This is a genomic window from Polyangium jinanense (genome assembly GCF_028435365.1).
On record NZ_JAGTJJ010000058.1, the window covers coordinates 23,780 to 36,410 of the forward strand.

The 12,631-nt window shown below is 70.9% G+C and carries 6 protein-coding genes; all 6 read right to left on the minus strand.

What is annotated here, in order from left to right:
• Positions 1–2: 2 nt before the first annotated feature.
• The 6 genes from KEG57_RS45350 to KEG57_RS45375 all read right to left on the minus strand — a co-directional run bounded on the left by KEG57_RS45350 (position 3) and on the right by KEG57_RS45375 (position 12,626).
• On the minus strand, positions 3–2,048 hold the full coding sequence (locus KEG57_RS45350; protein ID WP_272422984.1) for an ABC transporter ATP-binding protein: 2,046 nt from the start codon (positions 2,046–2,048) through the stop codon (positions 3–5).
• A gap of 132 nt (positions 2,049–2,180) precedes the next feature.
• On the minus strand, positions 2,181–2,510 hold the full coding sequence (locus tag KEG57_RS45355) for a hypothetical protein (RefSeq protein ID WP_272422983.1): 330 nt from the start codon (positions 2,508–2,510) through the stop codon (positions 2,181–2,183).
• Positions 2,511–2,569: 59 nt separating this feature from the next.
• Complete coding sequence (locus tag KEG57_RS45360; RefSeq protein WP_272422982.1) at positions 2,570–2,857, minus strand: hypothetical protein; 288 nt, start codon at positions 2,855–2,857, stop codon at positions 2,570–2,572.
• Between the two features lie 149 nt (positions 2,858–3,006).
• Positions 3,007–10,584, minus strand: coding sequence for a type I polyketide synthase (locus KEG57_RS45365; RefSeq protein WP_272422980.1), 7,578 nt, complete (start codon positions 10,582–10,584; stop codon positions 3,007–3,009).
• Positions 10,581–11,534, minus strand: coding sequence for a polysaccharide deacetylase family protein (locus KEG57_RS45370; RefSeq protein WP_272422979.1), 954 nt, complete (start codon positions 11,532–11,534; stop codon positions 10,581–10,583). Before KEG57_RS45370 ends, KEG57_RS45365 begins: the two co-directional genes overlap by 4 nt.
• A 9-nt stretch (positions 11,535–11,543) precedes the next feature.
• Positions 11,544–12,626, minus strand: a complete 1,083-nt coding sequence (locus tag KEG57_RS45375; protein ID WP_272422978.1) for a glycosyltransferase family 4 protein — start codon at positions 12,624–12,626, stop codon at positions 11,544–11,546.
• Positions 12,627–12,631: the final 5 nt, after the last annotated feature.

The window sequence follows — 12,631 nt, forward strand, 5'->3', positions numbered from 1 at the left end:
CTTCAAGACGCGGGCGAGGACGAACCGGACGGGTCGGAGGGCGGTGCGGGGAGCGCCGCCTCCCCCGTCTGGATCCGCCAGAAGCTGGCGTACAGGCCATTCTGGGCGACGAGATCCTCGTGGCGCCCCTGCTCGCAGACGACGCCGGCGTCGAGCACGTAGATGTAATCGGCGTTTCGCGCGGTGGAGAGGCGGTGCACGACCATCACGGTGGTGCGGCCCTGGGTGGCTTCGCGGAGCGAGCGCTGCAGCGCGGCCTCGGTCTCGTTGTCCATCGCGGAGGTGGCCTCGTCGAAGACGAGGATCGGCCGCTGCGAGAGGAGGGCGCGCGCGATGGCAATGCGCTGCCGCTGGCCGCCCGAGAGGCGCGAGCCGCCTTCGCCGACGTCGGTGTCGTATTTCGCGGGCATTGCGGTGATGAAATCGTGGGCCTCGGCCATTTTCGCGGCCCATTCGATCTCCGCCATGGTGGCATCGGGCCGCGCGTAGGCGATGTTGTCGCGGATCGAGCCCGCGAAGAGGAAGATCTGCTGGCTGACCAGGGCCATGGAGGTACGCAGATCGGCGAGGTCGAGCTCGCGCACGTCGATTCCATCGAGGCGGACCGCCCCGGCGTTCGCGTCGTAGAAGCGCAGGAGCAGCTTCAGGACCGTGCTCTTGCCCGCGCCGTTCGAGCCCACGATGGCCGTGGTCTTGCCGGCGGCGAAATGCATGTTGATGCCGCGTAGGACGGGGTGCTCGGGGGTATAGCCGAAAACCACGTTGTCGAGGACCAGGTCGCCGACCACGCGTTCGGTGGGCAAGGGCCGAGGGCCGCTGAGGATCGTGGGGCGCTTGTCGAGGACATTGAGGACGCGCTCCAGGGAGACCATGGTGCGCTGGTACTGATTGAGCGCGAGGCCTATCCAGCCGAGCGTGCCGAGCAGCCGCAGCGAGGTGTAGGCGAGGAAGTTGTAGGCGCTCGCGGCGATGCGGCCGCGCACGACGAGCCCGGCGCCCCAGACGAGCGTGGTGAGGAACCCGAAGCCAGCCACGGTGCGGATCGCGGGCACGTAGGCCGAGCTCAAGGCGGTGGCCTCATCGGAGCTCGCCACGAACTCGAGGCTCGCCTGCTCCACGCGACTGGCCTCGCGCTCCTGGGCATTGAAGCCGAGGACCGTGGCGAGGCCGGAGAGGTTACCCACCATGAGGTTGTCGAGCAGCGCCTGAGCGCGGCGCGAGGCGATCAGGCGCTTGCGAATCGGGCCGAGGAATTCCGCCGAGACGTAATAAATGGCCGGGAAGATGAGGAATTGGACGGCCGCGAGCGGAGGGTATGTCGTGACGAACGCCGCGCCGACGATGATGATGTTGACGAGGATGGTGATGAGCGGGTCGATCCCCTCTTTGAGGAACTCCTCGAGGCGATTGATGTCCTCCTGGAGGACGCTCAGCCACTCGGCCATCTGGCGGCCCTCGAACTCGGCGAGGTCGAGCGTCTGGATGTGCCGGTAGACGTCCTTGCGCAGGTCGTGCTGGACGACGTTGGCGAGCCGGCTCGAGAGGCGCGCGTGCGCGTACCCCGTGGCAGAGTCGAGCGTCCAGGCGCCGAGGCTGGCGGCGCCGAGCACGCTGAGCTGCGACGCGGTCGATTTGAACCCGAGGCGGGCGATCGACGATTGCGGGCCGCGCGTGACGATGTCGAGGCCGGCGCTGATCATCAGGCTCGGCGCGGCGTCGAAGGCGCGATCGAGGATCGTCGTGGCCAGCGTGAGGGTGAAGAGGCGGCGGTGATGCTGCGAGCGCTCGAACAAGCGGAAGAGCGGCTGCGTCCGGGCGGTCGTCGCCTTGCCCGCGGGCAGCGCAGGCGAGGACGACGTGCCGGTTTCGGCAGGGGCGCTCGCGGGATCATGCTTGCGTAGCGCGTGCGCCTCGCGCGCCAGGTGCAGGGCCTCGTGGAGGATCTTCTCGACCTCGGCGAGGGGCGTCTTTTTATCGAAATGGACAAGGACGCGCCCGGTGAGCGCATTGACTGCGACCGAAGCCAGGCTCGCGTGCCCCACGAGCACGCGGGCGAGCTCTAGGGCAAAGTCGGGACGGTCGAGGATTTCGGGAATTTCCCAGCGGGCGCGTCCTGGCACCGCCGAACGAATGCGAAGAGTCATATCGTGGGGTGCGCTCTCGAAAAGGGGGAACGGCTATCAGCCCAGCGTGGGCTTCGCGGCGACCTGCTCGCGCAGCTGCGCGATCTCCTTGCGGAGCGCTTCGAGGGCCTCCGCGGTCGCCGGCGCGGTGGCGTCGGCCGCGAGCCCGCTCTTGGCCTCTTGATGGATGGATGCGAGCCCCTGCTTCGCGTCATCGACCACGCCCGCGGCCGCATTCTTGAGCCCGACGGCCTTTTCCTTGAGCAAGAGCCCGCCCTTCACGGTGCCCACGGCCGCGGGGCGCGCCACGCGCTCACCGATCAGCGCCGCCGCGGCACCGGCGACGAAGAACTTCCACCCAACGACCTTCGTAACCCACCACATCATATGAGCTTGTCCTTTCGTATTCGGGGCGCCCTGGGGCCCGGTGAACTTCGGTACGCTGATCAGTTCGCTGTCTTCGTCTCCGCGACGCCGTTCGTCTCGGACGTCTCGGGATTGGCCTGGGCAACCTTCGCCTCGGCCTCGGCCTCGGCCTCGAGCGCTGCGCGGGCCTCAGAGACGATGTCTTCCAATTCCTCTTTGGCCCTGGCCACGAACCTCACCGCTTCGTGACCGGCAACGATCGTGCCTTGCACCGTCTTCACGGCCAGCGTGTGCGCAGTACGCTTGACGGCTTCGCTATTGGCCGCGAGGACCATCGCCGAGCCGAGGCCGAGCAAAAATTGCAGCATGGTCGTCTTCCATCATGGTAGCGAAACGTAAAGGGACGACAGCTCTCCGCAATCGTGATCCCCTGATGCGGAGTACGCCCCCTATAGCACAACCTTGGCAAAAGAGGAACAACGGTGCAGCACGTGCCGACGTCGCTCCTCGGCGCGCTTCAGGGCGCGATCTCGGCCTCCCTTCGCGCCGTGTGCTCGCCAGCGCTCGCAGTCGCCCAGGGGCCATCGCCGGCCACGACCTCGGCGGCGCCGCCGAGCTCGACCTCTTCGCGGAAGAATCGGCAGCCAGCCTCGGTCTCGATGGGGATGATTCCACGCTCGCGGAGCTTCGCCTGGACCGCAGGTTTGGCCATGCCCACCGAGGCCCACGGCCCCCAATTGATGCACATGATGCGCGCGCCCGGCAGCCGCGCGCCGAGCCACCAGGCGTAGCGGTTCAAGACCTCGTTGGCGGCCGCGTAATCGGTCTGTCCGGGGCTACCGATCCGGCCGGCGATCGAGCCGAAAAACACCACGGCCTTCGGCGCGAAGGCAGGCAGGTGCCGGCCGAGCAGGTATGCGCTGTCGACCTTGGTATCGAAGACACGGTCGAAGGAGCGCAGATCCTTGCTCGCGAGCCAGGCGTCCTCGATGACCCCGGCGCCGTGGATGACGGCGTCGAGGCGCCCGAAGGTGCCGCGGATCCAGGTGAAGAGGTCATCGACCGCCGCCGGATCGCGCACATCGCAGGTCCGGTACACGACCTTGAGGCCCGCGCCGGCGAGCGCTGCGAGGTTCTGGCGGATCTCGCGGTCCACGAGGATGCGTTGGAGGAGGGCCTCGATGCGCGCCGGCGCCACGGCGGCGCCGTTCTGGCTGGCCTGGGCGAGGAGATGGCGCCGCAGGGCCGGGACGTCCTTCAGGCCGGCGGTCGCCGGATCCTCGGGGGCGGGCTCCGCAGAGCGGCCCGTGATGAGGACCGTCGCGCCCGGTTTGGCGAAGCGCGCGAGGATCTCCGCCGTGATGCCGCGCGCGCCGCCGGTGACGAGCAGGACCCAGTCCGCACCGGGCTCGAGGGGCGTGCCGGCGCGGGGGGCGTGGGCGACGGGCGCGAGGTGGAAGGCGCTGCGCGTGCCTGCGCGATAACCGACCTCGACGTGGCGATCGGGGTGGAAGAATTCCTCGACCAGGGCCGCCGCGATCGCCGCGGGCTCGTGGGAATCCGCGAAATCGACGGCTGTGGCATGCAGGCCCGGCCATTCGAGGACCAGGCTCTTGAGCAGCCCGACCGATGCGCCGCCGGTGGGCAGGCCGGGGCCGATGGCGCCGTCGCGCCCGAATTGCCCCCCGAGGAAGCTCGCCGCGACGACGCGCGCGCCTCCCACCGCGGCGAGCGCTTGCAGGCGCTCGGCATTGAGGGTCAGGAGCAAGAACAGCGATTTCGCGTCGATCTGCGCGGCGCGCCGGAACTCCTCGAAATGGGAGGGGACCGGGCCACGCGAGAGGGGCGCGAGGTGGAGGATGGCGGCGGCGTCCGCGACCTTGCCGAGGCGGCGTAGGGCCTCGGGATCCGCGAGATCGGCGCGGCGAACGAGGAGCGTCGGGAGGCCCCGCGCCTCGAGGGCCCGCTGCACGAGCGGCGCGATGCCGAGCTCGTCCTCGGTGAGGATGACCGTTCCCTTCAGCGAGAGCGGCGCGCCGGAGGGCAAAGGGGCGCGCTCGCTGCGGGGCAGGCAACGCGCGCAGGAGGCCGCCTCCACGCCGTTCGGGGCGGCGGCAGCGGGGGCGGCGACGGGCGCGGGGGCTGCCTTCGCGGGAGGCACGGGCGCGCGCGCGGCGGCGCCGTCGAGCGCGCTGACGATGCGCCGTGTCACCTCGCGGAGGGTGCGCGCGCGGAAGAGGCCGTCCGGCGCGGCCTTGATGTTGGTGCGCGTGGAGGCGGGGAGGGTGGCGAGGGTCTCTTCGAGGAACTGCACGCGCCGGATCGAATCGATGCCGAGCTCGCCTTCGAGGTCCATTTCCACGCCGAGCGCCTCGATCGGATAGCCGGTCTGGTCGCTCAGAGCGCGGACGAGCATCTGTTCGAGCGCGGCGGCGTCGAGCGCGGGCGCAGCGCTCTCCTCGGCTGGCTTCTGCGCGATTGGGGTGATCTCGGGCAGCGCAGGCGGAGGCTCTGCGGCGTGGCCATTCTTGAGCGAGACAACCTCGGGCACGGGCGCAGGCACGGGCACGGCGGTGTTCGTAGGCGTGGCCGCGGGCGCATAGGCAGGCGTGGCCGCGGGCGCATAGGCAGGCGCGGGCGCGGGCGCATAGGCAGGCGCGGGCGCGGGCGCGGGGCGCGTCATTCCGGCCGGCGTGCTCGGAACCGGGACGTACGCTTGCAAGCCGGCAGGAGCGCCCTGGCGGGCGAGATCGAGGAAGCCTGCGAGCGCCTGCTCCTCGAGCGCGAGGAAGCGCCGCATCGTCTCCTGGTACGCGAGGTAGGCGGTGACGATGGGATTCGCGCTCTCCGTCGGCGCGAGCGGCGCCGCCACGTGCGTGCCGTTCTGCGGAGCCGCGTACGCGTGCAAGCCGTTCTGCTTGCTGCCGTTCGTTCCATTCATTCCATTCACGCCGTTCGCCCCGTTTGTCCCGTTCGTACCATTGATCCCATTCGCGCCATGGGCGCCATGGACGCCGTTCGTTCCATTCGCGCCGTGGCCCCCATTCGCACCGTGATGCGCGGTTGGCGCGGCGAACGCTTCCACCTCGGGCGCGCTTCGCGTCCGGGCAGGGGGGGCTGCCGGCGGCGGCGCAGCGGCGGCGCTCGGGGCAGCGCGCGGCGGCTCCTTCGTGGCCTCCTTGGCCCTTTGGTCACGCATCTCCAGGGTCACGAGGGGCTTGGGGAGCAGCTTCTCGCGCGCAGCCTCCGAGGCAGGCCGCGCGTGCGTGCAGTTGACCCACCACACCGACGCCGACACCTCCGCGGGCCGCGTCTCCTGCAGCAGCCGATCAAGCGTCAGAAGCTTGACGTCGCGCCCCTCGTGCAGCCGCGCGAGATCGATCTTCGCGCCGCGGATCACGAGCTCGCCGAGCGAGGTGAGGAGCTTGCGCAGGCCGCCGCCGCGCGCGTCGAGGGCGATGCTCGCGTGCGGCTTGCCCTCGAGGATGCGCGAGACGAGCCGCGACAGCAGATCACTCGGGCCCACCTCGACGAAGGTGCGCGCGCCGCCTTCGTACATGGCCTCGACCTGCGCCACGAACTCCACCGGTCGCAAGAGGTGCTCTTGCATGCGCGCGCGGAGCACCTCCGGCGAGGTGGAATGCGGCTGGCCGTTGATGTTGGAGTACACCGGCACCACGGGAGCCGCGAGGGAGAGCGCCTGGATGGCCTCGTCGAGGGGCGCGGCGGCGCTCGCCATCAGGGGCGAGTGGAACGGGCCGCCCACCGGGAGCGACTGCGTGCGCAGCCCCGCCTGTTCGAGCACCTCCGACGCCCGCGCGAGGCCTTCGAGGCTGCCGGAGATCACCGTTTGCTGGGGCTCGTTGTGGTTGGCCACGACGACGTCCGCGATGCCCTGCAAGAGCTCGGTGACGCGCTCGCGCGGGCCACGCACGGCCTTCATGCTCCCGCCCTGCGAGGCCTCGGCCATCACCCGCCCGCGCACCTCGCAGAGCCTCACGAACTCCGCGCGCGTGAGCGCCCCCGCAGCGTGCAGCGCCGTGAGCTCGCCGAAGCTATGACCAGAAACCATGTCCGGCGAGAGCCCAAGCTTGCGGAGCAGATCGAGCAGGCCCAGCGAGACGGCGCCGATGGCGGGCTGCGCGCGGTGCGTGCGGGTGAGCGCCTCGAGTTGCCGATCCGCCTCGGCGTCCGAGAACGTCGCGGGCGGGTGCATGAACGAGCTGAGCCCGCGCGGGAAGCGATCACGCAGCGCATCATCGACGAGCTCGAGGGCGGCGCGCATCTCGTCGAAGTAGACCGTGGCCTCGCGCGCCATGCCCACGTACTGCGCGCCCTGGCCGGAGAAGAGGAAGGCGATGCGGCCCGGGTTCTGCTCCTCGCGGCGCGAGACGAGCACCTGCCGTTGCGGCCCCGTGGCGGCCTCGCCCCGCAGGCGCTTCTCGGCCACGGTGAGCGCCTCGGCGAGCTCGTCCAGGCTGCGCACGACGAGCGCCACGCGCGGCCCTTCGGGCGCAGTGGCGAGCGCGCGCGCGCAGGTGTACGCGAGGTCTCGCAGGCGCGGCTTGGCGCCGCCCGCGAGATCACGCTTCAGGCCTTCGATCCGCGCGAGCAGGCCCGCTTCGTCGGCGGCCGCGAGCGGGATGATCTCGCAGGGCCACTCGTCGGCGCCCGCAGGCCGCGCATCGAGGCCGTCGGTGTACTCCTCGAGCACGGCGCTGCTGTTTGTCCCACCGAACCCGAACGCGCTGACCGCCGCGCGGCGCGGGTGGTCGGGGTGGTGGAGCCAGGGCCGAGGCTGGTCGAGCAGGTACGCGGGGGACTCGGCGTCCGCAAGGGCATCGATGGGATCTTTGACGCCCGCATGCGGCGGCAGCGTGCGGTGGTGGAGCGCGAGCGCGGCCTTCATCATACCGGCCACGCCGGCGGTGAGCTTGGTGTGCCCGATGAGGCTCTTCACGGAGCCGACGGCGCAGGTCTGCGGCGGCGCGCCCGCGCGCTTCATGGCGCTCGTCAAGGTCTCGACCTCGGTGCGATCGCCGAGCGGCGTGCCGGTGCCGTGGGCCTCGTAGAGGCCGATGGAGTCGATGGTCACGCCCGCGCTGCGGAAGGCGCGGTCGAGGGCCCGGCGCTGGCCTTCCACCTTGGGCACGGTCAAGCCGACGCCGCCGCCGTCGCTCGAGCCGCCGACGCCGCGGATCACGGCATAGACCCGATCACCGTCGCGGCGCGCATCCTCGAGCCGCTTGAGGATGAGCAAGCCCGAGCCCTCGCTCGTCACGATGCCGTCGGCCGATTTGTCGAAGACCCGCGCGCGGCCCTGCGGCGAGAGCGCCTGTGTCTTGGAGAAGGCGAGGTACATGAACGGCGTCTGCGAGCCGTCGGTGCCGCCCGCGATCACCACGTTGCTCTGCGCCGTGGCGAGCTCGCGCACGCCGAGGTCGATGGCGATGAGCGAGGTGGCGCAAGCCGCGTCGAGTGAGTAGTTGGGGCCGCCCAGATCGAGCTGGTTGGCCACGCGCCCCGCGGTGACGTTGGAGAGCACGCCCGGGAACAGCTCGCTCGACCACTCCACCAGGCGGCCGAGGACCTCCGGCGTGGGAGACTCCGACAGGATCGGCAAGAGGCTGCGCGTGAGGATCTGCTGGCCGAAGAAGCCCCCCGTGTCGTTGTTGCCGACGATGGTGGCGGTGTTCTCGCGATCGAACCCGCCCTGCGCGTAACCCGCGTCGGCGAGCGCCCAGCGCGTGACCTCGAGCGTGATGAGCTGCGCCGGGCAGATGCTCTTCATCACGTTCGGCGGGATGCGGTAGGAGAGCGGCTCGAAGGGGATGTCGTCGGCGAAGGCGCCCCACTTGCCGTACATCTTGTCGCGGGCCGCCTTGTCGGCGTCGAAGTAGAGGCGCACGTCCCAGCGATCACGCGGGATCTCTCGGATCTGATCCGCCTGGTCGAGGAGGTTGCGCCAGTACTCTGCCGGGCTCTGCGCGCCGGGCAAGAGCACGCCCATGCCGACGATCGCTACGCCCTCGTCGTCGCCCACCTTCTCGGAGGGCGGCGAGGCATCGGCCGCCGCGAGCACGCGCGTCGCGCCCTCCGCGACGTCGGCGTGCAGCTCGGCGATGGTGCAGACCGACGAGCGCATCGTGGCCACCTGGCCGATGAGGTACATGCCCTGCTCGGACTGCTGCGCCTCGTCGACGGTGACGATCTGGCCCGAGGGATCACGCGTGATGCCCTTGGCGGCGATCCGCAGCCGGCCGAGACCGAGCCCCTCGAGCTCCTTCTTGACCTCGCCCGGCGGGTTGCCCGAGGCAACGAGCTCGCGACGCAGGCGCTCGAACTGATCGGCAAAAGCGGTGTGCGCGACGCGGTTGGCGTGGCCGAGGCCGCTCGTGAGCAGCACGGTCTCGCGGCACGCGAGGGCCTCGTCCTGGTAGCGCTTCACGATGGCGCCCGAGTCGACCGCCTCGCGCGTGAAGAGGTACGCGGTGCCCATCAGGACGCCGCAGCGGATGCCGCGATCGACGAGGGCCGCGCTCATGGCCGAGACGATCGCCGTCGAGCGGGCATCGTGGATGCCGCCCGCGAAGAGGACGTGGATCGGCTCGCCCGAGGTCGGCGCGCAGTCGAGCAGCGCCTCGATCATCACCTCCCAGAGGGGCAGGCTCGCGAGCGGACCGACGTGCCCGCCGCACTCGCGGCCCTCGAAGACGAAGCGCCGCGCCCCCTGCGCGACGAAGCGTCGCAGGAGCGCCGGCACCGGCACGTGGAGGTAGGTCTTGATCCCCTTCGCTTCGAGGTCCGCCGCCTGATCCGGGCGGCCGCCCGCGATGAGCGCGAAGCGCGGCGAGACGCGCAGGACCTCGTCGATCTGCTCGCGCTGCAGCTCGGGCGGGACGAAGCCGAGGATGCCCACGCCCCAGGGTTTGTCCCCGAGCGCGTCGCGTGTCGCCTCCAGGATCGGGCGCGCGTGCGCCCCCGTCGAGAGCGCCAGCGCGATGAGCGGCAGCGCCCCGCCCTCGGCGATCGCCTGCGCGAAGGCGGGTCGATCGCTGACGCGGGTCATCGGGCCCTGCACGATCGGGAGCTCGGTGCCGTGCGCGCGCGCGAGCTCCGCGCCCGGCGCGAACGGCTTCAGCTCCTGCGCGCGCGCGAGGAGACGCGCGCTCTGCTCGAGGATCGCTCGGACAAACCGGCCGGTGGTGACGTATTTGTCGCGGACGAGCTCGGCGAGCCCGGCCGCTTGTCCCACGGGCCACGCGGCGCGCTCGGGCTCGGAGAAGCCCACGATCTCGTCCACCGCGCGCGCCCACGCTTCTGCGCCGGCGGCGTCGCCCGCGACGAGCGCCTCGAGATCCTTGAGCCGCGCGAGGCCGCCGAAGAGCGGGCGATCGAGGACCCGGCAGGGCTTCGCGCCGAACGCCCCGAGGATCGCCGTCTCCTGCCCGCTCATGCTGCGGAGCTTCTGGCGATGCACGTCCGAGAGCGGCGACTCGCGCGTGAGCAGGAGCTGATCGTCGAGCACCACGCCGGCCGCGCCGGCCGCGCGAACGCCCGTCGCGGCGTGGATGCCGATGCCGCCGCGCGCGTACACCGGGGCGCGTGTCGCGCCGAGGAGCTTCTGCACGAGGAGGAACGTCGTGTCTTCTCCAACGAACCCGCCGCACTCGTGACCGCAGGCGATGAGACCGTCGTGCGCGAGGCCTGTGGCTTCGATCGCGAGGGCCTCGTCGAGCGAGCGCACCTCGACGAAGACGCGGCTCGCGGGCGTGCGCGCGAAGAGCTCGGCCGAGGGAGATCGCGTCCACACCACCACGAAGTCGCGCCCGGCGAGCGCCTCGAACACGGCGGCGAAGCGCTCGTGCTGCGCGGGCCGGAGGCGGACGCCGATGATCTCGTCGGGGCGGGTGCGCTCGCGGAGCCAGCGCACCTGCGCGGCCGCGTGCTCGGGAATCTGCTCTCCGGGGCCGGCAAACTCCAGATCGAGGACGCCGATGCCACCGGCGCGTGCCGCAGCGGCGGCAATGCCGGGGCGCGTGCTGGTCGGCGGGCAGAGAGCGATGCACTCGAAGTGTCGGGTCGGTTTGCTCATCGGAGATTCCCTGCCTGATCTTCTGGGCTTTGCGCAGGTGTGACGGCCATGTCTCGAAGCAGTTCGAGGGAGACGAAGCGGCGCAGGCGATAGCGCGGCGTCGCGCGCTCGTTCGTCCCGGGCTCGGTGGTGAACGCACAAGAAAAACCCGCCTCGCGAGCGAAGCGCGCGGCGCGCTCGTCGACGTGCTCGGATCCGCCGTAGGGGTACGCGAACGGCGCGCCCTCGAGCCCGAGCGAGGCGGTGAGCTCGGCGGCGTTGTCGAAGATCTCGCGGCGCAGCTCGTCGTCCGGGAGCCGGCTCATCGTGCGGTGGGTGCGCCCGTGGCCGCCGAGGGCCCAGCCCGCGCGCACGAGATCTTGGGCCTGCGCGAGCGACAGCTTGCGGAACTTCGGGGAGCGCGCGCCCTGCTCGTCGATCGCGGCCTCGTCCACACCAAGCTCGGCGAAGAGCCGCTGCGTGTGGCGGTGGCGTTCGTCCTCGGGCAGCGTCTTGAGGATCGCCTTGGCTTGCTTGAGCGTGGGCAGGCGCGCGGCTAGCGCGCCGAGCGCGCGCCGACCGAGCCCGAGGTACGACAGATCGATCTCGGCGCGCTCGGAGAGCCGGAAGGCAATCTCCAGCCGCTCGAAGTGCAGCAGCCGATCCGGCGGCACGAGCGCGCCATCCTGCGTGCACACGAACACCGCGGCCGTGAGGCCGAGCTCCGCGAGCACGGGCCGCGCGTGCTCGTAGACGCCCGCGTAGCCGTCATCGAAGGTGATCGTCAGGGTGCGGTCCGAACGCTCGCCCGCTTCGAGCCGCCGGAGCGCCTCGTCGAGAGGGACGATTTCGAACTGGCGGCGGAGTTCCTCGATCTCGCGGCGGAAGCGGTTCTGGTGGGCGCGCGAGAGGCTGCGATCGAAGGGGTCGAGCGCCTCGTCGACGACGTTGTGGTAGTAGACGGCTCGCATCGCGTTGGCTCAGAGCACGTCGAGGATCCGCTCGCACGCCGCGGTCCAAGAGCAGTTCTTCCGCAGGTGCTCGCGCGCCGCGGGGGGCACCGGCTCGGCGTGCACGAGCCTTTCGACCGTCGCGGCGACGTCGTCCACCGGGACGATCAGGTGCGAGAGCCCTACCGTGTGATAGATCTCGGCGATCCCCACCTCTTCGGTGATCACCGCCGGCGTGCCCACCGCGATGGCCTCCATCGGCACGTTGCCGGAGACCTCGAAGCGGGAGGGGACGACGACGGCGTGGCAGCCCGCGTAGAAGTTCGCGAGCGAAGGCGTGTCGAGCATGGGCTCGCGGATCTTGGTGGCGCCGAGCGCGTGCAAGGCGCGCTGCTTGCCCTTCACGTCGGCGACGAGTTCGAGCGAGAACCCGCGCTCATCGAGAGGACCTACGATCTTGCCGAGCATTTCGGGGTTCTTGATGGCGTACAGGCGCATCACCGCGCCGATGCGCCGCCCCTCGGGCGCGGGTCCCGGGTGGTGCAGGAACGGCTCGGCGATCCCGTTGTAGATGACGTGGTAAGGCGCCATCTCCGGGTAGCGGCCCGCGCAGAGCTCGGCGGTGCGGCGCGAGGGGAAGATGAGCGCGTCGGCCTTCTCCAGGCAATAACGCTCGACCAGGGTCATGACCGCGCTGAGCACGCGGTGGCCGCCGTAAGCGCTTTCGAGGCTGGACAGGCCGGCGACGAAGGCGGTGGCCTTGAGGCCCAGGCGACGGCACGCGGCGATCACGCACAGGCCCTTGAGGTCGGTGTCCGTGGCCATGACCTTGTCGGGGCGCTCGCGCTCGAGATCCGCCACCACGCGCTTGATGATGCCCTCGCAGGCCCCGAGGACCTCGTCGATCGAGCGCGCGTGCATCAAGGTCGACATCTCCACGTGGCTCGCCGCGTACGACAGCGTGCGCACGGGCGTGGCGACGGGGGCGTCGGACTCGCCGAGAAGGAGCAGCCCCAGAAGCTCGTGTCGCCCGTTGCAGTAGGCGCACAGCTCGCGGAAGCGCCGGTAGATCCCGCCGTACTCGTGTGCGCCTCGGGCGATCGCGACTTTCATGGCTT

Excerpts from the sequence above, each read along its gene's own strand:
- KEG57_RS45355 (WP_272422983.1), bottom strand. The coding sequence starts at position 2,510 with ATGATGTGGTGGGTTACGAAGGTCGTTGGGTGGAAGTTCTTCGTCGCC.
- KEG57_RS45375 (WP_272422978.1), bottom strand. The coding sequence starts at position 12,626 with ATGAAAGTCGCGATCGCCCGAGGCGCACACGAGTACGGCGGGATCTAC.
- KEG57_RS45360 (WP_272422982.1), bottom strand. The coding sequence starts at position 2,857 with ATGCTGCAATTTTTGCTCGGCCTCGGCTCGGCGATGGTCCTCGCGGCC.
- KEG57_RS45370 (WP_272422979.1), bottom strand. The coding sequence starts at position 11,534 with ATGCGAGCCGTCTACTACCACAACGTCGTCGACGAGGCGCTCGACCCC.
- KEG57_RS45365 (WP_272422980.1), bottom strand. The coding sequence starts at position 10,584 with ATGAGCAAACCGACCCGACACTTCGAGTGCATCGCTCTCTGCCCGCCG.